We start from the raw sequence: 24,002 nt of genomic DNA, 5'->3' as shown, positions 1-24,002 counted from the left end.
CCTTCACGACCAGGAGATACACATGACCATCGACAGGGCAGACGTCATCGTCACGAGTCCCGACCGCAACTTCGTCACGCTCAAGATCACGACCGCTGACGGCGTGACAGGGCTCGGCGACGCGACCTTGAACGGTCGCGAGCTCGCGGTCGTCGCCTATCTGACCGAGCATGTCGTGCCGTTGCTGATCGGCGCCGACGAGTCGCGCATCGAGGACACCTGGCAGTTCCTGTACCGCAGCGCCTACTGGCGGCGCGGACCCGTGACGATGGCGGCGATCGCAGCCGTCGACATGGCGCTGTGGGACATCAAGGGCAAGGTCGCCGGTCTTCCCGTGTACCAGCTGCTCGGCGGAGCCAGCCGGAAGGGCCTGATGGCCTACGGGCACGCGTCGGGCAAGGAGCTTCCCGAGCTCTTCGACTCCATCCGTGCTCACCAGGAGCAGGGGTACCGGGCCATCCGCGTGCAGACCGGAGTCCCCACCCTCAAGGCGATCTACGGGATCGCCTCGCAGTCGGCGGATACCGGGGGAGGAGAGGCTCGGTACGACCACGAGCCGGCGCGACGCGGAGCGAAGCCCGTGGAGGAGGACTGGGATACGCGCGCCTACCTGAATCACCTCCCGGGCGTCTTCGAAGCCGTGCGCAACGAGTTCGGCCCCGACATCCCGCTGCTGCATGACGGGCACCACCGCATGACGCCGATCCAGGCCGCACGCCTGGGCAAGGACCTGGAGCCCTATGACCTGTTCTGGCTCGAGGACTGCACTCCGGCCGAGAACCAGGAGGCGCTGCGCCTCGTGCGTCAGCACACCACGACGCCGCTGGCGATCGGCGAGATCTTCAACACGGTGTGGGATTTCAAGGACATCATCCGCGATCAGCTGATCGACTACGTCCGCGGGGCCGTCACCCACATGGGTGGCATCAGCGCCCTGAAGAAGACGCTCGACTATGCCGCGATGTACCAGATCAGGTCGGGCATGCACGGCCCGACCGACATCTCGCCGGTGGGCATGGCGGCGGCGATGCACCTGGGCCTCGCGATCCACAACTTCGGCATCCAGGAGTACATGCAGCACGGGTCGCGCACCGACCAGGTCTTCCAGCAGTCGTTCACCTGGACCGACGGTTACCTGCACCCCGGCGACAAGCCCGGTCTCGGTGTCGACCTCGACGTCGACGAGGCGGGCAAATACCCGTATGAGCAGGCGTACCTGCCCTACAACCGGCTGCTCGACGGCACCGTCCACGACTGGTGAGCGCACACGCATCGCCCCCGGTCGTGGTGATGGGGGTCTCGGCCGCAGGCAAATCGACAGTGGGGCGCCTGCTCGCGGCGGATCTGGGCGTCGAGTTCCTCGACGCGGACGACCTGCATCCTGCATCCAACCGGGCGAAGATGAGCGCGGGCACCCCGCTGACGGACGATGACCGGATGCCGTGGCTCGACCGCGTGAGCGATGAACTCGCCGCGCGGTCGGCATCGGGGTCAGTGATCGCGTGCTCGGCGCTTCGGCGCGTCTATCGGGATCGGATCCGCGAGAGGGTCCCGGGCGTCGTCTTCGTGCATCTGCACGGCAGTGATGCGCTGCTCGCCGAGCGCGCGGCAGGCCGGACCGACCACTTCATGCCCCCTTCTCTCCTTCGCTCGCAGCTCGACACCCTCGAAGCGCTCGACGCCGACGAGGTCGCCGTCGTCGTCGATGTGGGTCGCCCGCCCGCGGAAATCGCCCGCGCCGCCGTCGAATGGGTCGAAACGCTCCGACCATGACACGCTGGGAGCTGGGAGGAACCATGGACGACGATCTGCCCGGCGAACTCGCGGAGCGCATCAGGCGACGCGGCGGCGCCGCGACCATCTACGACATCGCAGAGCTCGCGGGTGTGAACCCGTCGACGGTGTCGCGTGCGCTCAGCAAGCCCGGACGCATCAGCAAGAAGACGGAGGAGAGGATCCGTCTCGCCGCCGACCGCCTGGACTTCCAGTTCAACCCGATGGCGCGCGCGCTGCCGACCGGGCGAAGCCACACCATCGGGCTGATGGTCGCGGACATCACCAACCCCGTGATCTTCGGCATCGTCCGCGGCGCGGAGCACACGGCAGCCGCAGCCGGATACACGCTGGTGATCGCCGAGTCTCAGGAGTCCGGTGAAGCGGAAGCCGAAGCGGTCTCGAGGCTGCTGCCGAGCGTCGACGGGTTGATTCTGGCGACGACCCGTCTCGCGGATGAGCGGATCCTGCGGCTGGCGGAGCGCAAACCCGTCATCCTCATCAATCGTCAGGTCGATGGTGTGGTCGGTGTCCTCCCCGAGGTGGAGCAGGGCGTCTCAGATCTCGTCGCGCATCTCGCCGATCTCGGTCACCGCTCGATCGCGTACCTCTCCGGCCCCGAGACGTCATGGATCAGCCGCCGACGCTGGGAGGCGATGCTCGACGCCGCCGAGCGCCTCGGCCTGGCAGTCGTCGAGATCGGCCCGCACACGCCGACGATCGACGGCGGTCGCGAGGCGCTCCGCCGGGTGCAGGCGTCACGAGCGAGTGCTGTCATCGCCTTCAACGACCTGATGGCGATCGGCCTGATCCAGGCTGCGTCCGCCGCCGGCATCCTCGTGCCCGACGAGCTGAGCATCGCCGGGTTCGACGACATCTTCGGCAGCGAGCTCATCGTCCCCGCACTGACCACCGTGCGCGCCCAGCTGCAGCTCGCAGGGGAGCGTGCCGTCGGCAAGGTCCTCGAAGCTCTGGGCGATGCGACCGAACAGGTCAGCGACGATCCTCTCGCGACGACCCTCATCGTGCGAGGGAGCACGGGCTCCGCTCCTCGCAGCTGAGCGCCGGCTGGCGATCGGCGCAAGCCTTCACATTCGGTTGGCAATCGGTTGCCGAATTCGCGGATCTCTGATTTGATGTAACTGTCTCAACAGTGAGACGGTCTGGAGGCTTCGATGACGAAAGCACAGCTGGGGAAGCCGCGATCATGAGCGAGCAGATCACGCATCCCACCGGTGAGGAATCCCGGTGGACTTCCAACATCGGCGTGCACTACGACGCGAAGAAGCCGCTCTCTCGATACATCCGCTGGTACCTCCTGCTCTCCCTGGCCGTCTCGGCAGTCTGGGCGGCTACCAACGGCATCCTCATGCCGAACCAGATCCAGATGCTCGAGTTCGGATCCTTCTTCAGCGGCGCAGACGCCGGAGTCGACCTGCAGGCTCTCACCGAGCTCGGCAGGGCCGTCGCTGCCGGAGACGTCACTCCGACGGCAGACCAGACGCGTCAGCTCGCGCTGCTCTCGGACTTCGAAGCAGCGCGAGCGAACGGGCTCGCGCTGGTCACGACGACCAGCGCCATCATCGTGATGATCCTCCAGCCGGTGATCGGAGTGCTCTCCGACCGCACACGCTCCCGACTGGGACGCCGGGCTCCCTGGATCCTCTACGCGGGACTGATCGGCGCTGTACTGCTGGTCGCCGTCCGCTACGCGCCCTCGCTCGTCGTGCTCGTCGTGCTGTGGTCTGCCGCCGAGCTCGCGCTGAACGTCGCAGGCAACCCGCTGCAGGCCACGGTCGCCGACCGGGTGCCGCGCGATCGGCGCGGCCGCGTGACGTCGTGGACCAGCATGGGCGCGATCATCGGCGGCATCCTCGGCGGCATCGGTGCAGGTGCGCTGTTCGGACTCGTCGGACTGGACTTCTATCTGATCCTCGGCCTGCTCGTGGCGATCGCGACTGTGCTCTTCGTCACCCGCAACCGTGACGCGTCGTCGGTCGACGTCGAGCGTGAGCCCTTCGCCTGGAAGCCTTTCCTGCTCGGCTACGCGAGCGCTCTCAAGGCCCGCAACTACCGGTGGCTGTGGATCTCGCGCGTGCTGTTCTTCTTCGGCTACAGCACGTCGACGGTACTCAACCTCTACATGCTGCAGAGCTACATCTCGCCGGCGCTCAGCGCCGCCGAGGCATCGGCCATGGTCCCGATCCTCGGACTCGCGGGCATCCCCTTCACGCTCATCGCGGTGGCGATCTCGGGGCGGCTCTCCGACCGTGTCGGCCGTCGCAAGCCGTTCATCATCGTCGCGTCGCTTCTCATGGCCGTGTCGATGGCGATCCCCCTGATCTCGCCGACGCTGCCGGCGCTCTTCGCCCAGGTGATCATCACGGGTCTCGCCTTCGGCATCTACCTGCCGGTCGACAACGCGATGTTCATCGACGTGCTCCCTGATCCCGCACGCGCAGGGCGGGATCTCGGCCTCGCCATCGTCGCCATGAACCTCGGTCAGGCACTGGCGCCGGCGCTAGCCGCGATCGTCGTCTCGGCCACCGGCGGCTATCAGCTCGTCTGGGGAGCCGCACTCGTGCTCGTCGCCCTCGCGACCCTCACGGTGGCACCGATCCGCGAGCGGACGGCCGCCGATGCTTAGGTGGGGCATCGTCGGCACCGGCGACATCTCCGATCGCCTCGTCTCCGATCTGCTCGCCCTCGGCGGTGAGATCTCAGCCGTCTGGGGGCGAACCGCAGAGCGCGCGTCGGACTTCGCGACGCGGCACGGCATCCCGTCGTCGACCGACGAGCGGTCTGCGCTGTTCGCTCGTGACGACGTCGACGTCGTCTACATCGCCACCCCTGCCGTCACGCATACTGCGATCACGCTCGAGGCCCTCGACGCGGGTAAGCATGTGCTGGTCGAGAAGCCGATCGCGACCTCGGCCGCCGACGCCGAATTGCTCTTCGAGCGCGCCGCACAGGCGGACCGATTTCTCATGGAGGCGATGTGGATGCGGTTCAATCCGCTGCACGTCGAGGTCTTCGACCGGATCGCCGCGGGAGAGCTCGGTGCGATCCGACACGTGCGGGCGAGCTTCGGCACCCCGTTCTTCCCGCGACCGGGCAAAGAACGGCCGGAGGACGGCGGAAGCATCCTGCGCGACAGGGGCATCTATCCGGTCACCCTCGCGCACTGGTTCCTCGGCGAGCCGCGCGCTCTCGACGCCCGAGGCGTCGTCTCCGAGGAGGTGGACCTCGCGGGGCATGCCACGCTCGAGCACGCTGACGGAGCATTCGCCCAGCTCGCCTGGTCTGGAATCGAGTTCCTCGATCTCTCCGCGGCGATCAGCGGCGAACGAGGCTGGGTCACCCTCGATCCCATGTTCTGGGCGGGCAGCGATGCTCGAGTTCATGCAGGGTCGGCGGAGCGTATCTTCCACGAGCCGGAGCAGGTGCGGCATCTGCGGGTCGGCAACGGCTACGGCCCGATGCTCGAGGCTGTGACTGTCGCGATCGAATCCGGTCTGCGCGAGCACCCCTGGCACGACGCGGCGACGACGATCTCGATCACCCGCACTCTCGACCGCATCCTCGCGGACGTCTCCTCCGAGTCGCGCTGATCGCGCCCGGAGCCCATTCACAGAAGGAAAAGCATGGACATTTCTGGCAAGGTCTTCGTCGTCACGGGAGCTGGGAACGGCATCGGACGAGAAGTGACACTCCGACTGCTGGCCGGTGGGGCATCGGTCGCCGGAGTCGACCTGAACGCCGCAGGACTCGAAGCGACCGCAGCACTCGCGGCTGTCGGCACGCGATTCACTCAGCACGCGGTGAACATCACCGACCGGGATGCGATCGACGCGCTTCCCGACGCTGTGATCGCGGCTCACGGACAGGTCGACGGCGTCGCGAACATCGCCGGTGTGATCCAGAAGTTCGTCAAGGTCAACGACCTGCCGTTCTCCGAGATCGAGAAGGTGATGAACGTCAACTTCTGGGGCGTGATGAACGTGTGCAAGGCCTTCCTGCCCCACCTTCTCGCCCGGCCGGAGGCGTCGCTGCTCAACGTCGCGAGCATGGGATCGTATGCACCGGTGCCCGGTCAGGCGGTCTACGGCGCGTCCAAGGCGGCGGTGAAGCTTCTCACCGAGGCGCTCTACGCCGAGCTTCTCGACACGAATGTGCACGTCACGGTGATCTTCCCTGGAGCGATCAGCACCGGCATCGCTGCGAACTCGGGCGTCGATCTCGGGGGTGATGCGTCAGCCGAGAACAGCGCGTACAAGACGACGACACCGCAAGAGGCCGGCCGAGTGATCGTCGACGCGATCCGCAAGGACCGCTTCCGCGCGACCATCGGTTCGGATGCCGCAGCCATGGATCGCCTGTCGCGCCTCAACCCGAAGTTCGCGACGACCGTGATCGCGAAGCAGATGGGTGCGCTTCTTTCCTGACCCAGACCGTAGAGCCGAGTGATGGCTGTTTCGGGTTGAGCGCGCAAGAGCGCCGGTTCTGTCTGGTCGTGGCGGTTCTTGATGCGGCGATGGGAGCTGGGCTGCGCCGGATAGCTGCGATAAGTGGTCTTATCGTCGGTAGACGGCCAGACAGGGAAGTAAGAAGAGGCTGAGCAGATCGGAGCGCGTTTTCAGTGCTAGCGCGGGGGATTAACCCGACACGCGGTCTTGATCGCGAAACTGGGAGAAGATCGCTTGTTGATGGCGGCATATGTGTCGCGAGAGATCTTCAGGCTAAGCCCAAAGTGGCTGCGCACCGCCGCGCCGAAGTGCGTGGCCCTCTCGGCGCGTACTGTGCGCAATCGACCACGGCGAGGGATCGCGATGGGGACTCCCCACTGTTTTCGAGCGAACCGCGTCTGCCAGCGGTGCCAGACGAGAGTGCACAGGGCTCAATTCAAACGTTTTAACTCTTCGCATCGGCCCACGATGGAGTCATCCAAGCGTCGAGCGCCCTTTTGTCGGTATGCGGGGTCCTACGTGCCTGAGTAGCATCGTCAGCGGGGCGCCACGGGTCGCTGGGGCTGACGAGTGATCGCGTCAGGGGTGAATATCGGCCTTACACATTCTGCGCGACGCTTCCCGTGCCCTCGCGGCAGTAGTCGGTATGCGCTTTCGCCCTCGAATCGGAGGTCGACGGCAAGGCTCGTCCCAACGCACGAGTACAGGTAGGTGACTGGTCTGTCGACACCGTCGACCAGGTCGGTGCGGTGTACACCGGCCCGCTCCGCCCGTGCGCGGCGTATGACCGCACGTAGCCGGCCTCGCAACCGCCGAACCGGGATATCGGACGATTCGTGTTTCGCCGCGGCCGCTGGGTGCTCTCGACCATGCTCGAGCAGAGCACGACATGCCATACGGTCGTGCGAGCGTGGAATGGTTCCACGCCGATGGTGTCATTCATGTGCAGGCAGTCATCGCCCCGAACGCTGACGCTGTCGTGGATCTGAAGGAACGTGAGCCCTTCCGCGTGGGCCCGGGCGCATACGAGTGGACACTATCCGCAGAAGGCAAGAGCGCGCCACTGCAGCCGGTGTCTGTGGACAGTGCGCTCGCAACGCTAATGGAAGATGAGGAAGCGTATAGGGAGATAGTGCGGGGCTGGAGCACCATTCTCCCGAAAACGCGACAACGGTGAAGACCAACGTGCGCTGGACGAAGGGGCAGAGTCTACGTCACGCACTGTCGCGTCTGCTCTCTGCCTCCGCGCGTATTGAGCTGGAGAACGCGCTCGCGGACCTTTCGGCATCGAGGCGGGAGGGCGTGCGTGGCGGAGCGGTGTGATGCCGGGCGAGGCTCGGGAGTGGACTGGGCGCGGGACCGCGGCGCTCACCCGACGGTGCCGAGACCTGACTACCGTGACTCACACCCGTCACCCCCTCAGTCTGTCGAACGCGAGGGTTGGAAGATCGACGATGTGGGCTCCCCCATCTACAACGAGCACCGCACCGGTGATGTACCCAGACTCTGCGGAGCCGAGGAACCGCACGGCAGCGGCGATGTCCGCCGGCTCCGCAACGCGGGGGAGGGGAAGGTCGCTCGTAACCAGTGTGTACGCCTCGTCGCGTCCGGAGAGCTCGAGGTGCGCGACGAGCGCGTCCATCTCGTTGTCGGCCATCGGAGTTCGCACGTCGGCGGGTATCCCCGCACACCCGGAGAGCATCATTGCGGCCGCGACAATCCCGCCGATCGCGGACGCACTCCACCGTCGTTTGATTGACATCTGATTCCCCATCTGGTTGCTGTGGACAAGTGCGCGGTGTGATCGGCACCCACCTGCAGGCGACAGTTCAGGCAGCGATTGCCCGGCTGAGGTCGTCATCCCACCCTGGGGATTGCGCCACGCCAGGGGGCTTCTGGGTATGGAACCGGGCATCACCCTGTTCCGACGGTGGGCCCGAGTGCCAGGATCCTCGACGAACGATGATCACCCGGATTCCTCTCGGGTCAGGCGGACACGACGGGATCTCGATCGGTTTACAGCTACGCGGCTTCGGCATGATTCTGACACTCAATGCAGGCGGATGCATGGGGGACCACTTCGAGGCGTGCTGGCGCGATCTGTCGCCCGCATCGCACGCACTGACCGTACGTGCCCGCGTCCAGCCGCTCCAGAGCCGCACTGATCTGTTGGATCGTGACGCGGTGCGCCGCTGCTGTCTGGTACGCGACAGGGTCGATGGTCGGAATCGCGCGAGGCTCCAGTTCCGCCAGAAGACTCTGACGCTCCTGGAGGCGCTGCTCGAGCTGCGTCCTCATATCGAGGGTGTGGGGGGTCTCGACCGTTACGTCAGAGAGGGGGAAATTTGCCATGACTGCTCCTTTGGGTACAAAAAAAGCGCCGCTTCCGCGACGCGCTGGGTGACCGGGTGGCCCGACGACGGGTCTACGGGGATGCAGCGCGGGATGGGGACCGGAAGAGCAGGTCGCCGCCGGTGAACCGGGGCGGAAGGACCTCGTGCCGCGCACCTGCGATGTCGACCACACTCGTCACGACGGAGGCGTCTGCGAGGCGCTCCGAGCGAATGGGGTCAACACCGGTGGTCATGGCCCTCACCATAGCCTCACCTACAGAAAACGCAAGTTACCCACCTCGGTAGGCGAGCCGGTTGCGTTAACCCCCCGGCTAGCTAGGGTGAGGGCATGGCAGCCCTTCTTGCTTCACGCAACGCTCTCGTTGCACAGCCGGCTGCCCGCTCCCGGGTTGCTGCGGATTCTTCCCCCAGTGACGGTTCGCGGTTCTTGCGTGTTCGACGGGCTCCACCGCAGCGCGCGTAACGCCTCGTAGCCACGTGCGCCGCGTCCTCTGGGATGCGCTCTCTTGCCGTACCCAAGGAAGCCCCATGACCACCGAACACAGCCCCGCCGTACTCATCGGCGAAGCCGCGACAGCGCGCATTGCCGCGCTGCAAGAAACGCTCCATCGTCTCCGCGAACGTGAAACCCGCACCACCGCCTCGCGCGCATCGTCCTTCGATGCGGAGATGCCATGCGAATGACACACCACCGCAGTTCGCGGCACGTCGTCGAGGTGACCGGCGACCCCCTGCAATGCCTCAGCGCCACCGCAGAAGCCAAAAGTTCTGCGTCCTTGCCACCGAGCGTGAGCGTCATCGGGATCGACGGCACCAGCGCACATACCAGAGCCGGACTGGCAGCCCTCCTTCGCCGCCACAAGCGCAACATGTCGACAGTCCCCGCCTCGCTGTCTCACGTCATCGTCGTCATCGATCACCCCCACTGCACCGACGCGTGGACGACCTCGAAGGTTCACCGATGGGCCATGTCCATCCATCGACGCATCCAACGAGCACGCGGCATCGACACCGACGTCACCGCACTCCTGGTGAACCGAGACGTCGACCCCCACCTCATCTGCGAACGTATCCAAGAGCTCGCAGGGCGCCCTCCAGGAGTGAATCCGGCAGCAGTGCACACCATGCACGACATTCGTGCACACACCATTGCCCAAGCATCCGCAAACGACTTCATCTGAAAGGAAAGGCCTTTTCCTACACCGCGACTGCGCGGCGGATTGCAAAGTTGACTTCCCTTGGAAGACGGCTATGGTCAGAGGTTCATCCGCCAGCCAAATAGGGGAAGCGAGTTCTGATGCCCGGTAAGTCACCAACCACACGTGGAGCGAAAAAGGTCGCTCAGCTGTCGATCAAGGAAAAGCGAGCGGCCAAGCGCGAAAAGCGCGAACCCGACGTCTTCCTCAAGCCGCGCAAGGGAGCGAGCCGCTGATCGGCTGACCGGGGGACCCCCTGGGTGCGAGGAGTTCCCCGGTCGCAACCGACCGCTCGCAACCGTTCAGGAGCAGGATGCAACCCTCGACAGTGTTCACCATCGGTCACTCCACACACCCGATCGAGGAGTTCATAGCGCTGCTCGAAAACAACGGCGTGCAACAACTCATCGATGTGCGGACGGTTCCCGGCTCGCGACATAACCCGCAATTCGGCGCGCAGGCGCTTGAGGAAAGCCTGACGGACGCAGGCCTGCACTATGCGCGGATGGAAGAACTCGGCGGTCTCCGCCACACCCCAGTGAATGTGGAGAGCATCAACGGCGCCTGGCGCAACAAAAGCTTCCGAAGCTACGCCGACTACATGCAAACCGAGCCCTTCGCGCGTGGAATAGACCGTCTGATCGATCGAGCAAAAGAGAAGACTGTGGCGATCATGTGCGCGGAAGCGGTCCCGTGGCGCTGCCACCGGTCTCTCATCGCGGATGCGCTGCTCGTTCGCCACATTTCTGTGAAGGACATCATGAGCGCCACCTCCACCAAACCCCACACACTCACGTCGTTCGCGTCGGTGGACGGGCAGCGGGTCTGGTACCCGCCCACTAACCTGGAAGGGCAACCGTAGGCATAGCGAGCCTCTCGCCGATGTGACCGAGTTGTCATTCCGAGAATGGATGTCGTCCACCATGGGCACACTGCACTACGGCGGGTCGGAAGCGCCGATCCACATCGAGGAACGTGCCCTCGCACACCTCAAAGTGATCGTCGCCACCAAGCTCCGCCGCAACGAGTCTTTCACCCTGTCCTGGCGTCATCCGGAAGGGGACCCTGAAGGGCGCAGCACCATCTGGCTACACCCGTCGATCCCACTGCAATTCACCTTCGATGAGCTCGAACCCCCGCAACTCAACCTGCAATGGATCCACGCGCTGATGGAGTCAGCCAACAGCTCCGGAGGCATCACGTTCCTCGAGGGAGTCCTGGAAACACCCACAGGATGACCCCCACTCGAGTGGGAACGATACTACGCGGGCCCGCCTTGCGTATTGTGCGTTAAAGACTCTCTAGCCGAGGGGCAGCCTTCTCGAAACGATGAGTTCCCCAGAACCGAGGTTCCGAGAGGGCTCGTCACAGATGCGTGACATCGCCTCGTTGCGTGTGGCGTAGCGCCCCAGACGCTCCGCAAGTAGCCCCAGCTACTAACCAAACGTTACCATCCATGTCCACCAAAAGGGGGACAGGGCGGCCAAGCTGCAGCGGCGCGGCGATTGCTACAGGAACTTACCGCAGTGCCCTCTCGACGTGCAGACGAAGGTCCTCCACGACATCCGTCGCAAACCACGGGTTCCTGGCATGCCAGCGAAAGTTCAGCGGCGAGGGATGCACCAGCGGGAACCGTTCGGGAAGGAACTGCTCGTAGTTCCGCACGGTATCGGTCAGAGTCTGTGTGGTGGCGATCGGTAGATATGCCTGCTGGGCATATCTACCGATGAGAAGGGTCAATCGGATACTCGGCATCAACGCGAAAAAAGGTGGGTGCCACCGGGCGGCGACGCCTTGTCGCGGAGGCGCATCACCCGATCCGTTCCGACCGGGTCCGGGGTAGTAAAAGTCCATCGGCAGGAGAGCGAACTGTTCCGGGTCGCGGAATTGTCTTTCCGTGACCCCCAGCCATTCCATGAGCGTCCGGGAAGCCGGGGCACGTCACATGGGCTGTGCTGCGGGCGTGTCGAGTGGGTAGTCCAGGGGCGACGCAGGAGCGTCGACGCGACGTGCTGAGAGGTGGTTCCAACCGAGCGCTAGGACACAAGCTACAGGCATGGCGATAGGTCAGGAACGGCGTCGCTCCCTGCGCAGGAGGGAGCGCAGAGTCTCGGCGTTTGCGTAGCCGACCCGTAGCGCGATCTCGGCGGAGGTGAGGTCCGTGGTTGCTGAGAGGTGTCGAGCTCGTTCGGTGCGAAGCCGTTGGACGAAGCCGAGCGGAGTGAGGTTGAGCGCCGCACGGACTCGTCGTTCGAGGGTGCGCCGGCTGGTGCCGAGCGACTGCGCGACGAAGGCGACGTTGAACGGTTCGTCCAGGCGGGCGCGCACGAAGCGTTCGAACTCGACGACGATCGGGTCCTCGTGCCGGAGATGTTCGTAGGCGACGAAAGCCGCCTGCGACGGGCGCTCGTCGATGATGAGGAGCTTGGCGACATGTTGGGCCAGGTCGGGGCTGATCGATCGCACGAGTGAGAGCGCGAGGTCGATGTGGGCGAAGGCGGCGCCGGCGGTGACGAGGTTCCCGTCGACCACGACCATGGTGTCGAGATCGAGGGCGACGGTCGGATAGCGCTTCCGGAACTCCGGCCCCAGGAACCAGCTGGTCGTCGCCCGCCGATGATGCATCCGTCCTGTCTCGGCGACGGCGAACACGCCGGTGCACGCCGCGGCGATCCGGGTGGTCGCGTCGTCGAGGCGCCCGAGTGAGGCGATGACCGAACGAGCATCTCGACTCTGGAGGGCGTCGTGGGTCGCGGCGGCCGTGAGGGTTCCAAGCGCAGGGACGACGACCACGTCGAACTCTCCGGACTCCGGCAGCGGGTGGTCCACCGACAGGGTCATCGATGCCGTTGTGGTCACTCGCCGTTTCGGTCCGAGGATGGCGAGTTCGATCGGGTCGATCCGCGGGTCGACATCGCCGCGGGCTCCGTCGGCCACCCGCACGATGTCGATGATCGACGCGATAGCCGAACCGAAGCAGCCGTCGATCGCGATCAGTCCGATACGCATGACGTAAACAATAGCAATACTGCCGTATACGCCACTCCCCACCGGCCCTCGCTCGTCATACGCTGAACTCGTCCCACGAAGAACCCCGACGTCAAGGAGAGTCCCTCATGTCCACACCCGCATCACTTCCGTATGCCTTCGTCGCCAAGATCGTCGCGGCCGATGGACAGCACGACGCGGTCGCCGATCTGCTCGCCGGCGCTGTCGCACTCGCCAACGAAGAAGTAGGAACGATTGTCTGGTTCGCGGTCAGGACCCACGCCGACACCTTCTGGATCTTCGATGCATTCCCCGACGAAGCCGCTCGCGACGCCCACGCCAACGGCGCCATCGTCGCAGCCCTGATGGCCAACCAGCACCTCCTCGGCGCAGCACCCGAGATCCTGGCGGCCGACGTCCTCGCGTCCAAGCTCCCGTAGTCCGCCAACGCACGAGACGATCGCGCCCTGCCGAGTCGGTCCGCAGATAGACGTCGAGGTCTCCCGACGATGGAGGTTCCTACGCCATCCATCGGAAAGACCTCGACGTGCCCGACGCTACCCCGCCGCCCGGCTTCGGCCGCCCTGACCTGACCGCCTTCGCTCGACTCGACGGCCTCGGTCTGAGCGTGATCGGGCAACGACTTGAACCGGATCGTGCGGTCCTCGCGTGCCGCGTGGTGGAACCAGATCAGTGGTGCCGACGGTGCGGCAGCGAAGGCGCCGCTCGTGACACCGTGATCCGGCGGTTGGCCCACGAGCCGCTGGGCTGGCGACCGACCGTGCTGGAAGTTGTAGTGCGCCGCTACCGCTGTGCAGACTGCGGACACGTGTGGCGCCAAGACACCAGCGCCGCGGCGGAGCCACGCGCGAAGCTCTCGCGCACCGGGCTGCGGTGGGCGCTGGAAGGGATCGTGGTCGCACACCTCACCGTCGCCCGTGTCGCCGAGGGACTCGGGGTCGCGTGGGACACCGCCAACAACGCGGTCCTGGCCGAAGGCAAGCGGCTGCTGATCAACGACCCCACGCGGTTCGAGGGCGTGAAGGTGATTGGCGTCGATGAGCACGTCTGGCGCCACACCAGGCGTGGCGACAAGTACGTCACCGTGATCATCGACCTCACCCCGGTCCGCGATGGCGCCGGCCCAGCAAGGCTGCTGGACATGGTCGAGGGCCGGTCGAAGGCGGCGTGCAAGACCTGGCTCGCCGACCGCGACGACGCCTTCCGTGACGCGGTCGAGGTGGTCGCGATGGACGGCTTCACCGGGTTCAAGACCGCCGCTGCGGAGGAGATCCCGGACGCGGTCAGGGTGATGGATCCCTTCCACGTCGTGCGCCTGGCCGGTGACGCCCTCGACAGGTGCCGGCGCCGGGTCCAACTCGCGATCCACGGGCACCGTGGGTTCAGGGACGATCCGCTCTACAAGTCGCGGCGCACGCTGCACACCGGCTCGGACCTGCTCACCGACAAGCAGAGCGACAGGCTACGCGCGCTGTTCGTTGATGACGCTCACGTCGAGGTCGAGGCGACCTGGGTGTCTACCAGCGGATGATCGCCGCCTATCGCCACGAGGACCGGCAACGTGGCCGCGAGCTCATGGAGAAGCTGATCACCGACCTCAGCGCCGGCGTCCCCAAGGTGCTCACCGAGCTCGCCACCCTGGGCCGGACCCTGAAGAAGCGAGCCACCGACGTGCTCGCCTACTTCGAACGACCCGGCACCAGCAACGGGCCGACCGAGGCACTCAACGGACGGCTCGAACACCTGCGCGGCTCCGCACTCGGGTTCCGCAACCTGACCAACTACATCGCCCGAAGCCTGCTCGAGACCGGCGGCTTCAGACCCCAACTCCTACACCCCCGATTGGGATGAGCCGTTAACGAGGTTGCTGACTACCTCGGTCATGAGAACCCCAGCTTGACGATGGAGACCTATCTCCACACGCTGCGCAACGACCCCAAGCCGGCGCGAATCCTCGAGGAGCAGCTCAAGGGCCTGTTTTGAAAGTGCGGGGTTTTTGCGGGGTGTCCGACTGTTAGACCCTCTCCGGGGCAGGGCACGCCCGTGTCGGCGCAAAGCAAAACCCCCGCCATGTAGAAGCTAGGCGAGGGTTTCTGGGACCGTTGTAACGACGGTCCTTGTGGCTCCGACGGGCGTCGATCCCGTGACCTCACGATTTTCAGTCGTGCGCTCTACCAACTGAGCTACAGAGCCATGCGACTGGCAAGACCTGCCGCATCTAGACGAAAGGCCTTTCTCGAAGAGAAAGGCCCGTCGCTTAGAGCGACCCTGACGGGACTTGAACCCGCGACCTCCGCCGTGACAGGGCGGCACGCTAACCAACTGCGCTACAGGGCCATACTTGTTTTCAATTGTACCGGAAGGAGTGACCCCAACGGGATTCGAACCCGTGCTACCGCCGTGAAAGGGCGGCGTCCTAGGCCGCTAAACGATGGGGCCGAAGTCTGTCCCGGAGGACTTCCTTGCCGACGCTCAAGCATAAGGGAAGATCTGAGCAAAACGCGAATCGAGGGCGAGCCTGCTGTACCCCGGGCGTGTTCGGGAGGACGATGGAGTCGTATCACTGTGTCCTCTCGCGCTGTCCGCCGCCTGGTGCGGATGTGAAAGAAGTTGTTAGTGTGGCATTTGTGAATCCGGCGGAAGGGGCCGCGTGAACGACAAGGACTCGATGTCGGCTGCTGCTGCGGCCGCATCCGACGACTGCGGCTGCGCGCCGACGCCCGCGGAGAGCCGTGCGTTCTGGAAGGACCGCTCGGTCACCCGTCGCGGAGCCCTCACTCTCGGTGCCCTCAGCGTCGTCGCCCTCAGCGCCTTCGGCGTCTCCAACGGTGTGAACGCGGCATATGCGGCGACGTATCCCAGCTGGGACGACGTGCAGAACGCCATGAACAACGAGTCCTCCAAGGCTGCGGAGGTCACCCGCATCGAGGGGCTCATCCAGTCGCTCAAGCAGCGAGTGGCAGACGCGCAGGCCAAGGCCGTCCTCGCCGGCGAGGAGTACAACGCTGCCCAGCTGGCGTACTTCGACGCCATCGCCGTCGCGGACGAGCTGCAGTCGAAGGCCGATGAGCAGGCCCTCCTCGCAGACGATGCGACGAAGAAGGCCGCCCAGCTCGCCGCACAGCTGTACCGCAACGGCGGCGATGACACCGCCCTCGAGCTCTTCTTCGCCGGGTCGGCCGACAACGCCGACCAGCTGCTGTCCCGTCTCGGGACGATGGACAAGGTCTACCAGTACAACCAGACGGTGCACGACAACGCCGTCGCCGCGCGCAACTCGGCCCAGGCGCTCACCGATCAGGCCGTCGTCGCCCGCACCGAGCGCGACCGCCTGCAGCAGATCGCCGAGCAGAAGATGATCGAGGCCCAGGCCGCAGCCGATGCCGCCCAGGCAGCGCTCGACGAGCAGTCGGCCAATCTCGCGACGATGCAGGCACAGCTCGCAGCACTCAAGGATGCGACGGCGACCACCGTTGCCGGGTACCAGGAGGGCGTGCGCGTCGCGGAGGAGGAGCGCAAGCGCCGCGAAGCGGCCGAGGCAGCTGCTGCTGCCGCAGGCAACGGCGGTGGCGGCGGCGGAGGCGGCGGTGGAGGTGTCGGCGGATCACCCGGATCGGGTGGCTGGGTGCGACCGCACGGCGGCTACCGGAGCGCCGGATTCGGCTCTCGACCCAAGCCCTGCGCGGCCTGCTCGGGCTACCACTACGGCGTCGACCTCGCGAACGGCTGCGGTGCGGCGATCTACGCGGCGCAGTCGGGCACCGTCGACTACGCCGGCCCCCGGGGCAACTACGGCAACTACATCCGCATCCAGCACGGCGGCGGAGTCGCGTCCGGATATGCGCACATCAGGGACGGCGGGTTCGCGGTCCGCAGCGGTTCGTGGGTGAACTCCGGTCAGGTCATCGCCTACGCGGGCAACACCGGAGCATCCGTCGGCTGCCACCTGCACTTCGAGGTGTACATCAACGGCGCGTACACCAACCCCATCACCTTCCTCGCGGATCGCGGCGTCTCGGTCTGAGATCCGCGTCGGCGACGACGAAGACCCCCGGCCGCTGTGCGGATCCGGGGGTCTTCGTCTGTGAAACGAGGAGTCAGTGACCCTGCTCGCCGAAGCGGACGATCGCCTCGTCGAGAATGCGCTGCGCCTCTGCGGCGTCGCCCCACGCGTCGACCTTGACCCACTTGTTGGGCTCGAGGTCCTTGTAGTGCTCGAAGAAGTGCTCGATCTCCTTCTTGGTGAACTCGGCGACATCGCCGATGTCCTGGATGTGCGCCCAACGGGGGTCCTTCGACAGCACGGCGACGAGCTTGTCGTCTCCGCCGGCCTCGTCGCTCATCTTGAGCACGGCGACGGGGCGAACCTCGACGACGACGCCCGGGTAGATGGCGTGGTCGAGCAGCACGAGCACGTCGAGCGGGTCGCCGTCCTCGCCGAGGGTGTTGTCGAAGTAGCCGTAGTCGGCGGGGTACCCGAAGGTCGTGTAGAGCACGCGGTCGAGGTGCACTCGTCCGGTCTCGTGGTCGACCTCGTACTTCACGCGGCTGCCGCGCGGGATCTCGATGACGGCGTCGTGTGCGCCCATGCGTGTGCTCCTCAGGAAAAGTTCGGTTGGATGCCGCCGACCAGCCTACCTTTCAGCGATCTGAGCCGTCGCGCGCACGATCTCCGCCATGCCCTCGCCGGCCTCGGGCGGTGGCGTGATTCAGCAGACGTTCGAGAGGGCCGGACAGGATGACGAGCAGCAGCGCCGCATAGCCGATCGGATGCACCCACGCCGCAATCGGCAGAGCGATCAGGAACAGCACGATCGCCGCGACGTCTCCGAGGACACCACGCCGCAGCACATCGGAGGGGAGATCGGTGAGAGCAGGATGCCTTCGGAGGTAGACCTTCGCGGCGAGCGTCGTCACCTGGGTGAGGATCAACGTCCCGATGTAGACCGCCGTCTGCAGGGGGTCCTCATCCATCTGGCCGAGCATGGCGGTGGGCACAGGGAGCCACACGATCGTGACCATCCAGGCGATGTTGATCCACAACAGCCCGCCCGTCATGCCCTTCACCCCGTTGTACAGCCGATGATGCTCGAGCCAGAACGATGCGATCAGCACGAAGCTCAAGGCGAAGCTCAGGAGCTGTCCGTGGTGCTCCTCGAGGAATTCAGCCGTGCTCAGGTCGCCGGCACCTGCGTCCGACACCGATTCGAGCAACGGCAGGATGAGAAGAGTCATCGCGATCGCGACGACCGCGTCGACGAAGGTCGTGAACCGCTCGGTGCTGTACTGCTGCCCGCCCAATCGATCTGCCACGGCGCCAGGTTAGGGCCATCACCCGTTCACGCGCGACCCATGCGCGACGATCCCGACTCGTGATCTACCGTTGGTCTGTGCCGTCGCTCTCACCCGCCATCGCCGAGATCCGCCTCGCCGTGCGCACCGCGCTCGCCGATCTGCCCGAGGGATCGACGGTCGTCGTCGCTCTCTCCGGGGGAGCGGACTCACTCGCGCTCGCCGCTGCGACCGCGTTCGAAGCCCCCAAGCTCGGAGTCCGAGTGGGCGCGCTCACGGTCGACCACGGTCTTCAGAGCGGATCGGATGCTGTCGCCGCGCGTGCGGCGAAGACGGCGGCGGCTCTCGGGCTCGACGCTCTCATCGTCCGGGTCGAGGTGGGCGAGGAGGGCGGCCCGGAGGCCGCGGCCCGCGCCGCGCGGTACCGGGTGCTGAAGGATGCCGCAGCCGATGCCGGCGCCTCAGCCGTGCTGCTCGGACACACGCTCGACGACCAGGCCGAGACGGTGCTGCTCGGCCTCGCCCGCGGATCCGGGGCGGCGAGCCTGCAGGGGATGGCTCCGGTGCGCGAAGACGATGACGGACTGCGCTGGGTGAGGCCGCTGCTCGCGGTGCGGCGAGAGAGCACGCGAGCGTTCTGCGCGGCATCCGGCCTCGACGTGTGGGACGACCCGCACAACGCAGAGCAGCGATTCGCCAGGGTGCGTGTGCGCGACCGCGTGCTTCCCGTGCTCGAAGCCGAGCTCGGCCCGGGCATCGCCGAGGCGCTGGCACGCACGGCCGAGCAGCTTCGGGAGGACGCCGAGGCGTTCGACGAGATGATCCACGAGACGATCGAGGACATCGTCGAGCATGCCGAGGCGGGGATATCGGTGAGCGTCGCCGCGCTCGCCGCCAACCCGGCGGCACTGCGCAACCGGATCATCCGACTCGTGGTCGACAGCGAGTTCGGGGTGAGCCTGACGCGGCTGCAGACTCTCGAGGTCGCGCGGCTCGCCACCGACTGGTCGGGTCAGGGACCCATCGACCTGCCCGCGTGCTCGGCGACCAGGGCGGGCGGACGCATCGTGTTCACCGCACGCTGATCGAGGCGAGACGCGCGTCCTACTTCTTGCCGCCGAGGAGCCCACCGAGCAGATCGCCGAGGCCGCCGCCGCCCGACGACTTCCCACCCCCGAGCAGTCCTCCGATGACGTCGCCGATGCCGCCGCCGCCCGAGGAGCCGCCGCCCCCGAGGATGCCGCCGATCACGTCGCCGATACCGCCGCCGCCCGACTGCGCCTCTGCAGCACCGGGCTTGGCGGACTTGTCTTTCGTGGCGTTGGCGATCAGACCCATCACGATGGGAGCGAGGATCGGGAGGAGCTTGCCGAAGTCGATGCCGGCTGTCTCCTTCGACTCGGTGAGCGTCTGGGTGACCTTCTGCTCGTCGTCGCCGAGGATGTGCGAGACGATCTTGCCGCCATCGGCCTGATCGATGTCGTCGACCTTCTTCGCGGCCCCGGTCTTGCCCTCGTGGCGCTTGAGTGCGTTCTCGATCGCCGCAGAGCCCTCGCTGGTGGACGCGTTCTTCGCGAGGCCGCCGAGCAGCACGGCGCCGCCCTGCTCGACAGCCTCCTTGGCGACATCGGGGGAGACTCCGAGCTTCGCGGCGATGTCGTCGATCGGGACCTGCGTGAGGATGTCGTCGAGTGCCATGGGTGAATCCTTCCGTCTACGGGCGCACGCCCGTTCCAGCGCCAGAGTAGTGCCGATGCCGGACGTGCATCCAGAATTCTGGTCGCCGATCTGCGGATCCTGGGCGGGAGCATCGGTGCGCGTCGCCTAAAATCGATCCATGCGCGCCGCGGAGATCCAGGACGACCTTGCTCAGATCCTCGTCACAGAGGAGGAGATCATCGCCAAGCTCGATGAACTCGCGACCCGGGTCGCGGCCGACTACGAGGGCAAGGAGATCATCCTCGTCGGCGTGCTCAAAGGCGCGGTCATGGTCATGGCCGACTTCGCGCGCGCTCTGCCCTTCCACGCCCCGATGGACTGGATGGCGGTCTCGAGCTACGGCGCGAGCACCAAGTCGAGCGGTGTCGTGCAGATCCGCAAGGACCTCGACACCGATCTGAACGGCAAGCACGTGCTGATCGTCGAGGACATCATCGACTCGGGCCTCACCCTCAGCTGGCTGCTCGAGAACTTCGAGTCGCGCGGTGCGGAATCGATCGAGGTGCTCGCACTTCTGCGCAAGCCGGAGGCCGCGAAGGTCGTCATCGACTGCAAGTACGTCGGCTTCGACATCCCGACCGACTTCGTCGTCGGCTACGGCCTCGACTACGACGAGCGCTACCGCAACCTGCGCGATGTCGCGGTGCTCGCTCCGCACGTCTACAGCTGACCGACCGTCGCCTCGGTCCCCACGACCGTCATCCGGGTCCCTGATCCCGTCGAACGGTACGCCGTGGGTGAACGCACAGCGGCCACCTAGGGCGCGCGCGATACGCTGATCCGACCATGGATGTCAAGAAGCTCACTCGGAATCCGCTGATCTACGTCGCTCTGATCGGTCTGCTGCTGTTCGGCGGCTTCCTGCTGATCTCGAACCTCGGCGCGCCCAAGCAGATCACGACCCAGGAGGGTCTGGAGCTGCTCTCGGGCAAGACGGTCACCGAGGTCGTGAACACCGACGGAGACCAGCGCGTCGACATGACCCTGTCGAAGGCGTTCGAGGGCTCTGAGAACGTGCAGTTCTACTATGTCGACGCACGCGCCGAAGAGGTCGTCACGGCGATCAACGGCGCCGATCTGAAGGACGGCTTCAACGACGCCGTGCCTCGTGCGACCTGGTTCGACGGCATCCTCTCTCTTCTTCTTCCCCTCGTGCTTCTCGGTCTGCTGTTCTGGTGGCTGCTCTCGTCGATGCAGGGTGGCGGCAGCAAGGTCATGCAGTTCGGCAAGTCCAAGGCGAAGCTCGTCAACAAGGAGACCCCGACGGTCACCTTCGCCGATGTCGCCGGCGCCGATGAGGCGATCGAGGAGCTCCACGAGATCAAGGAGTTCCTGCAGGACCCGGCCAAGTTCCAGGCCATCGGCGCCCGCATCCCGAAGGGCGTGCTGCTGTACGGCCCTCCAGGAACCGGAAAGACGCTTCTCGCCCGCGCCGTCGCCGGCGAGGCGGGAGCCCCGTTCTACTCGATCTCGGGTTCTGACTTCGTCGAGATGTTCGTCGGCGTCGGCGCATCGCGCGTCCGCGACCTGTTCAACCAGGCCAAGGAGAACGCGCCAGCGATCATCTTCATCGATGAGATCGACGCCGTCGGTCGCCACCGCGGCGCCGGTATGGGCGGCGGAAACGACGAGCGCGAGCAGACGCTCAACCAGATGCTCGTCGAGATGGACGGCTTCGACCCCAACGCGAACGTCATCGTGATCGCGGCGACCAACCGTCCCGACATCCTCGACCCGGCACTCCTGCGCCCCGGCCGCTTCGACCGCCAGATCGGCGTCGACGCCCCCGACCTGCGCGGGCGCCAGAAGATCCTCGAGGTGCACAGCAAGGGCAAGCCGTTGGCCAAGAGCGTCGACCTCGAGGTCGTCGCCCGCAAGACCCCCGGCTTCACCGGAGCGGATCTCGCGAACGTCCTCAACGAGGCCGCGCTGCTGACCGCTCGGTCGAACGCGCAGCTGGTCGACAACCGTGCGCTCGACGAGGCCATCGACCGTGTCATCGCCGGTCCTCAGCGTCGCACCCGTGTGATGAAGGACAAGGAGAAGCTCATCACCGCGTACCACGAGGGCGGTCACGCTCTCGCTGCGGCGGCGATGAACTACACCGACCCCGTCACGAAGATCACGATCCTGCCCCGAGGCAAGGCTCTCGGCTACACGATGGTGCTGCCGCTCGACGACAAGTACTCCATCACCCGCAATGAGCTGCAGGATCAGCTGACCTACGCCATGGGCGGACGCGTCGCTGAGGAGATCGTGTTCCACGACCCGACCACCGGCGCCTCGAACGACATCGAGAAGGCGACCTCGATCGCCCGCAAGATGGTGCTCGAGTACGGCATGACCACACAGGTCGGTCCGGTCAAGCTCGGCAGCGAGGGCGGCGAGCCCTTCGCCGGTCGCGACATGGGCCGTGGCCGCGAGTACTCCGAGAGGGTCGCCGAGCGCGTGGATGCCGAGGTGCGGGCGCTCATCGAGCAGGCTCACAACGAGGCCTACGAGGTCATCAGCACCAACCGTGACATCCTCGATCGCCTCGCCCTGTCGCTGCTCGAGGAGGAGACCCTCGATCACAACCAGATCGCCGAGATCTTCACCGAGGTGAAGAAGCTCCCCGAGCGCCCGCTGTGGCTGTCGAGCGAGGACCGCCCCGTGTCGGAGCGTCCCCCGATCGAGGTGCCGAAGAAGGACGTCTCGCTGGTGGCATCGGTCGAAGCTCCCGCATCGGCTCCGCGCACCCAGCCCGGATCGGCGGGAGCCGGCCAGGCTCGACCTGCGACGGCCTGACCGGTGTCTGTCGACCGCGCGCGTGTCGAGCGGCTCACCAGGGAACTGCTCGAGGCGATCGGAGAAGACCCTGATCGCCCGGGTCTGAAGCAGACGCCGGCGCGCATGGGCGATCTCTACGCGGAGTTCTTCGCGGGTGTCGGCGAGGATGCTGCTGCTCCTCTCGCGCACACGATCAGCGTCTCACGAGGCCCTGCCCCCGACACGCTTCCGTCGGGTGCCGTGCTGTTGAGGGACATCCGCTTCCGGTCGGTGTGCGAGCACCATCTGCTGCCGTTCGCGGGGCGCGCGCACATCGCCTACCTGCCGGGCGAGCAGGTGGTCGGGCTCGGAGCGCTCGTGCGCGTGGTCGAGATCCTCGCCGGTCGCCCCCAGGTGCAGGAGCGCCTCGGTGAGCAGATCGCGGACACGATCGCCGAGCACCTCGACACCCGTGGAGTGCTCGTGGTGCTCGATGCGAGCCACGGCTGCGTGACCATGCGCGGTGGACGACAGCCGGAGGCCTCGACGCTCACGATCGCCGCCCGTGGAGAGTACACCGAGCCGATCGCCCGGGCCGAGCTCATCGCGCTGATCGGGTCGTCAGGCTCTGGGGTGGCGCACGCATGACGGGCATCTGGGGCATCGTGAACGTCACGCCCGACTCGTTCAGCGACGGCGGTCGCTATCTCGACGTGGATCGAGCCGTCGCGCACGGGCTGCGGCTGCGCGCCGAGGGAGCCACCGTGCTCGACATCGGGGGCGAGTCGACCAGACCAGGGGCCGAGCGCGTGGGGGCCGAGGAGGAGCAGCGGCGCGTGCTCCCGGTGATCGAGCGGCTGGTCGCCGAGAACGCACCGGTGAGCATCGACACACTCAATGCGTCGACCGCCGCAGCCGCCGTGCGCGCGGGGGCGCGGATCGTCAACGACGTGTCCGGCGGTCTGGCCGACCCCGAGATGCGCGCGGCGGTCGCCGAGTCCGGCGCCGACTACGCGATCGGTCACTGGCGCGACGCCCCGGACGACATGTACGCGAACGCCGTCTACCGTCGTACCTCTCGCGAGGTGGCGGGGGAGTTGCACGAGCGGATGGGCGAAGCCGCGGCATCGGGCATCGCGCCGTCGCGGCTGATCGTCGATCCGGGCATCGGGTTCTCGAAGCGGGGCGACCAGAACTGGGGCGTCCTGCGCGGACTCGACGAGATCGTCGCTCTCGGGCCGCGCGTGCTCATCGGCACGTCACGCAAGAGGTTCCTCGCGGAGGCACTCGGAGCGAACCCGGAGGAGGTCTCGGAAGCGCGGCGCGATCTCGCGACCGCGGTCACGAGCGCGCTGGCCGCGCGGGCGGGGGTGTGGGCCGTGCGGGTGCACGATGTCGGCGCCACACGCGATGCCCTGGCCATCGTTCACGCCTGGGAGGGATGA

24 protein-coding genes, 3 tRNA genes and 2 pseudogenes are annotated in these 24,002 nt (G+C 66.3%); 19 read left to right on the top strand and 10 right to left on the bottom strand.

Features of this window, described 5'->3' with window-relative positions:
• Positions 1 to 22 precede the first annotated feature (22 nt).
• The 7 genes and pseudogenes from manD to QMA07_RS16950 form a co-directional block, all read left to right on the top strand.
• Complete coding sequence (manD, locus tag QMA07_RS07305; RefSeq protein WP_290160894.1) at positions 23 to 1,261, top strand: D-mannonate dehydratase ManD; 1,239 nt, start codon at positions 23 to 25, stop codon at positions 1,259 to 1,261.
• Positions 1,258 to 1,773 (top strand): gluconokinase, encoded by a 516-nt coding sequence (locus QMA07_RS07300; protein WP_290160893.1) that lies wholly within the window; start codon positions 1,258 to 1,260, stop codon positions 1,771 to 1,773. The genes manD and QMA07_RS07300 overlap by 4 nt, the downstream gene beginning before the upstream one ends.
• Entirely contained in the window at positions 1,770 to 2,834 is a 1,065-nt protein-coding gene (locus tag QMA07_RS07295) for a LacI family DNA-binding transcriptional regulator (RefSeq protein ID WP_290160892.1), read from the top strand. Before QMA07_RS07300 ends, QMA07_RS07295 begins: the two co-directional genes overlap by 4 nt.
• Before the next feature lie 146 nt (positions 2,835 to 2,980).
• Positions 2,981 to 4,420 carry an MFS transporter gene (locus tag QMA07_RS07290; protein ID WP_290160891.1) on the top strand — a complete coding sequence of 480 codons (1,440 nt, stop codon included), beginning with the start codon at positions 2,981 to 2,983 and terminating at the stop codon, positions 4,418 to 4,420.
• On the top strand, positions 4,413 to 5,384 hold the full coding sequence (locus QMA07_RS07285; RefSeq protein WP_290160890.1) for a Gfo/Idh/MocA family oxidoreductase: 972 nt from the start codon (positions 4,413 to 4,415) through the stop codon (positions 5,382 to 5,384). The genes QMA07_RS07290 and QMA07_RS07285 overlap by 8 nt, the downstream gene beginning before the upstream one ends.
• A 33-nt stretch (positions 5,385 to 5,417) precedes the next feature.
• Positions 5,418 to 6,218 carry an SDR family NAD(P)-dependent oxidoreductase gene (locus tag QMA07_RS07280; RefSeq protein WP_290160889.1) on the top strand — a complete coding sequence of 267 codons (801 nt, stop codon included), beginning with the start codon at positions 5,418 to 5,420 and terminating at the stop codon, positions 6,216 to 6,218.
• An 832-nt stretch (positions 6,219 to 7,050) separates the two neighbouring features.
• A pseudogene (locus tag QMA07_RS16950) lies at positions 7,051 to 7,416 on the top strand (alpha-L-rhamnosidase C-terminal domain-containing protein); the annotation flags it as partial.
• A 234-nt stretch (positions 7,417 to 7,650) separates the two neighbouring features.
• Here the strand turns inward: QMA07_RS16950 and QMA07_RS07275 are convergent.
• Positions 7,651 to 8,013, bottom strand: coding sequence for an SDR family oxidoreductase (locus tag QMA07_RS07275; protein ID WP_290160888.1), 363 nt, complete (start codon positions 8,011 to 8,013; stop codon positions 7,651 to 7,653).
• Between the two features lie 248 nt (positions 8,014 to 8,261).
• Positions 8,262 to 8,591 (bottom strand): TraR/DksA family transcriptional regulator, encoded by a 330-nt coding sequence (locus QMA07_RS07270; protein WP_219846244.1) that lies wholly within the window; start codon positions 8,589 to 8,591, stop codon positions 8,262 to 8,264.
• 530 nt (positions 8,592 to 9,121) lie between these two features.
• Here QMA07_RS07270 and QMA07_RS07265 point away from each other — a divergent pair.
• The 4 genes from QMA07_RS07265 (at position 9,122) to QMA07_RS07250 (ending at position 11,027) form a co-directional block, all read left to right on the top strand.
• Positions 9,122 to 9,277 (top strand): hypothetical protein, encoded by a 156-nt coding sequence (locus QMA07_RS07265; RefSeq protein ID WP_153244300.1) that lies wholly within the window; start codon positions 9,122 to 9,124, stop codon positions 9,275 to 9,277.
• A gap of 104 nt (positions 9,278 to 9,381) precedes the next feature.
• Positions 9,382 to 9,774, top strand: a complete 393-nt coding sequence (locus QMA07_RS07260; RefSeq protein WP_290160887.1) for a hypothetical protein — start codon at positions 9,382 to 9,384, stop codon at positions 9,772 to 9,774.
• A 343-nt stretch (positions 9,775 to 10,117) separates the two neighbouring features.
• Complete coding sequence (locus QMA07_RS07255; RefSeq protein ID WP_290160886.1) at positions 10,118 to 10,651, top strand: DUF488 domain-containing protein; 534 nt, start codon at positions 10,118 to 10,120, stop codon at positions 10,649 to 10,651.
• A gap of 61 nt (positions 10,652 to 10,712) precedes the next feature.
• The gene (locus QMA07_RS07250) at positions 10,713 to 11,027 is read left to right on the top strand and encodes a hypothetical protein (RefSeq protein ID WP_259976185.1); all 315 of its coding nucleotides are present in this window, start codon (positions 10,713 to 10,715) and stop codon (positions 11,025 to 11,027) included.
• Positions 11,028 to 11,307: 280 nt separating this feature from the next.
• On the opposite strand, the gene QMA07_RS07245 is transcribed toward QMA07_RS07250, so the two are convergent.
• Positions 11,308 to 11,643 (bottom strand): uracil-DNA glycosylase family protein, encoded by a 336-nt coding sequence (locus QMA07_RS07245; RefSeq protein ID WP_356762511.1) that lies wholly within the window; start codon positions 11,641 to 11,643, stop codon positions 11,308 to 11,310.
• Positions 11,644 to 11,856: 213 nt separating this feature from the next.
• Complete coding sequence (locus tag QMA07_RS07240; protein ID WP_087136509.1) at positions 11,857 to 12,798, bottom strand: helix-turn-helix domain-containing protein; 942 nt, start codon at positions 12,796 to 12,798, stop codon at positions 11,857 to 11,859.
• A gap of 107 nt (positions 12,799 to 12,905) precedes the next feature.
• On the opposite strand from QMA07_RS07240, the gene QMA07_RS07235 reads away from it, so the two are divergent.
• Together QMA07_RS07235 and QMA07_RS07230 are read left to right on the top strand one after the other, a co-directional pair.
• The gene (locus QMA07_RS07235; protein WP_033107114.1) at positions 12,906 to 13,217 is read left to right on the top strand and encodes an antibiotic biosynthesis monooxygenase; all 312 of its coding nucleotides are present in this window, start codon (positions 12,906 to 12,908) and stop codon (positions 13,215 to 13,217) included.
• A 107-nt stretch (positions 13,218 to 13,324) separates the two neighbouring features.
• Positions 13,325 to 14,649 (top strand): annotated as a pseudogene (locus QMA07_RS07230) (ISL3-like element ISPfr2 family transposase).
• Positions 14,650 to 14,918: 269 nt separating this feature from the next.
• On the opposite strand, the gene QMA07_RS07225 reads toward QMA07_RS07230, so the two are convergent.
• The 3 genes from QMA07_RS07225 to QMA07_RS07215 all read right to left on the bottom strand — a co-directional run bounded on the left by QMA07_RS07225 (position 14,919) and on the right by QMA07_RS07215 (position 15,237).
• Positions 14,919 to 14,991, bottom strand: a tRNA-Phe gene (locus QMA07_RS07225).
• A 70-nt stretch (positions 14,992 to 15,061) separates the two neighbouring features.
• A tRNA-Asp gene (locus tag QMA07_RS07220) sits at positions 15,062 to 15,135 on the bottom strand.
• Positions 15,136 to 15,164: 29 nt separating this feature from the next.
• Positions 15,165 to 15,237: transfer RNA gene (locus tag QMA07_RS07215), tRNA-Glu, on the bottom strand.
• A gap of 211 nt (positions 15,238 to 15,448) precedes the next feature.
• Between QMA07_RS07215 and QMA07_RS07210 the strand changes: the two genes are divergently transcribed.
• Entirely contained in the window at positions 15,449 to 16,822 is a 1,374-nt protein-coding gene (locus tag QMA07_RS07210; protein WP_290160885.1) for a M23 family metallopeptidase, read from the top strand.
• A gap of 73 nt (positions 16,823 to 16,895) precedes the next feature.
• Here the strand turns inward: QMA07_RS07210 and QMA07_RS07205 are convergent, their stop codons facing one another.
• A complete protein-coding gene (locus QMA07_RS07205) occupies positions 16,896 to 17,387 on the bottom strand; it encodes an inorganic diphosphatase (RefSeq protein ID WP_042536967.1) in 492 nt (163 codons plus the stop codon).
• Between the two features lie 52 nt (positions 17,388 to 17,439).
• Positions 17,440 to 18,111 carry a TMEM175 family protein gene (locus tag QMA07_RS07200; protein WP_290160884.1) on the bottom strand — a complete coding sequence of 224 codons (672 nt, stop codon included), beginning with the start codon at positions 18,109 to 18,111 and terminating at the stop codon, positions 17,440 to 17,442.
• Positions 18,112 to 18,188: 77 nt separating this feature from the next.
• Here QMA07_RS07200 and tilS point away from each other — a divergent pair, with 77 nt between their 5' ends.
• The gene (tilS, locus tag QMA07_RS07195) at positions 18,189 to 19,175 is read left to right on the top strand and encodes a tRNA lysidine(34) synthetase TilS (protein WP_290160883.1); all 987 of its coding nucleotides are present in this window, start codon (positions 18,189 to 18,191) and stop codon (positions 19,173 to 19,175) included.
• A gap of 19 nt (positions 19,176 to 19,194) precedes the next feature.
• On the opposite strand, the gene QMA07_RS07190 is transcribed toward tilS, so the two are convergent.
• Positions 19,195 to 19,788: a DUF937 domain-containing protein gene (locus QMA07_RS07190; RefSeq protein ID WP_290160882.1), complete on the bottom strand. Its 594-nt coding sequence runs from the start codon at positions 19,786 to 19,788 to the stop codon at positions 19,195 to 19,197.
• 139 nt (positions 19,789 to 19,927) lie between these two features.
• On the opposite strand from QMA07_RS07190, the gene hpt reads away from it, so the two are divergent.
• From hpt to folP, 4 genes are all read left to right on the top strand, one after another.
• Positions 19,928 to 20,479, top strand: a complete 552-nt coding sequence (gene hpt / locus QMA07_RS07185; protein ID WP_042536974.1) for a hypoxanthine phosphoribosyltransferase — start codon at positions 19,928 to 19,930, stop codon at positions 20,477 to 20,479.
• A 116-nt stretch (positions 20,480 to 20,595) separates the two neighbouring features.
• A complete protein-coding gene (gene ftsH, locus QMA07_RS07180) occupies positions 20,596 to 22,596 on the top strand; it encodes an ATP-dependent zinc metalloprotease FtsH (RefSeq protein ID WP_290160881.1) in 2,001 nt (666 codons plus the stop codon).
• Between the two features lie 3 nt (positions 22,597 to 22,599).
• Positions 22,600 to 23,205 carry a GTP cyclohydrolase I gene (folE, locus tag QMA07_RS07175; RefSeq protein WP_290160880.1) on the top strand — a complete coding sequence of 202 codons (606 nt, stop codon included), beginning with the start codon at positions 22,600 to 22,602 and terminating at the stop codon, positions 23,203 to 23,205.
• Positions 23,202 to 24,002: a dihydropteroate synthase gene (gene folP, locus QMA07_RS07170; RefSeq protein ID WP_290160879.1), complete on the top strand. Its 801-nt coding sequence runs from the start codon at positions 23,202 to 23,204 to the stop codon at positions 24,000 to 24,002. The genes folE and folP overlap by 4 nt, the downstream gene beginning before the upstream one ends.

This window comes from Microbacterium sp. APC 3901 (assembly GCF_030407765.1).
Lineage (GTDB): Bacteria > Actinomycetota > Actinomycetes > Actinomycetales > Microbacteriaceae > Microbacterium.
This window is presented reverse-complemented; position numbering and strand designations above follow the sequence as displayed.

Bases quoted from the DNA above. Each gene is read 5' to 3' on its own strand.
- ftsH (WP_290160881.1), top strand. From the start codon at position 20,596: ATGGATGTCAAGAAGCTCACTCGGAATCCGCTGATCTACGTCGCTCTG.
- QMA07_RS07245 (WP_356762511.1), bottom strand. From the start codon at position 11,643: ATGGACTTTTACTACCCCGGACCCGGTCGGAACGGATCGGGTGATGCG.
- QMA07_RS07240 (WP_087136509.1), bottom strand. From the start codon at position 12,798: ATGCGTATCGGACTGATCGCGATCGACGGCTGCTTCGGTTCGGCTATC.
- QMA07_RS07190 (WP_290160882.1), bottom strand. From the start codon at position 19,788: ATGGCACTCGACGACATCCTCACGCAGGTCCCGATCGACGACATCGCC.
- QMA07_RS07250 (WP_259976185.1), top strand. From the start codon at position 10,713: ATGGGCACACTGCACTACGGCGGGTCGGAAGCGCCGATCCACATCGAG.
- QMA07_RS07265 (WP_153244300.1), top strand. From the start codon at position 9,122: ATGACCACCGAACACAGCCCCGCCGTACTCATCGGCGAAGCCGCGACA.
- QMA07_RS07270 (WP_219846244.1), bottom strand. From the start codon at position 8,591: ATGGCAAATTTCCCCCTCTCTGACGTAACGGTCGAGACCCCCCACACC.
- hpt (WP_042536974.1), top strand. From the start codon at position 19,928: ATGCGCGCCGCGGAGATCCAGGACGACCTTGCTCAGATCCTCGTCACA.
- QMA07_RS07280 (WP_290160889.1), top strand. From the start codon at position 5,418: ATGGACATTTCTGGCAAGGTCTTCGTCGTCACGGGAGCTGGGAACGGC.
- manD (WP_290160894.1), top strand. From the start codon at position 23: ATGACCATCGACAGGGCAGACGTCATCGTCACGAGTCCCGACCGCAAC.
- QMA07_RS07235 (WP_033107114.1), top strand. From the start codon at position 12,906: ATGTCCACACCCGCATCACTTCCGTATGCCTTCGTCGCCAAGATCGTC.
- QMA07_RS07295 (WP_290160892.1), top strand. From the start codon at position 1,770: ATGACACGCTGGGAGCTGGGAGGAACCATGGACGACGATCTGCCCGGC.
- QMA07_RS07285 (WP_290160890.1), top strand. From the start codon at position 4,413: ATGCTTAGGTGGGGCATCGTCGGCACCGGCGACATCTCCGATCGCCTC.
- QMA07_RS07290 (WP_290160891.1), top strand. From the start codon at position 2,981: ATGAGCGAGCAGATCACGCATCCCACCGGTGAGGAATCCCGGTGGACT.
- QMA07_RS07275 (WP_290160888.1), bottom strand. From the start codon at position 8,013: ATGGGGAATCAGATGTCAATCAAACGACGGTGGAGTGCGTCCGCGATC.
- folP (WP_290160879.1), top strand. From the start codon at position 23,202: ATGACGGGCATCTGGGGCATCGTGAACGTCACGCCCGACTCGTTCAGC.
- QMA07_RS07205 (WP_042536967.1), bottom strand. From the start codon at position 17,387: ATGGGCGCACACGACGCCGTCATCGAGATCCCGCGCGGCAGCCGCGTG.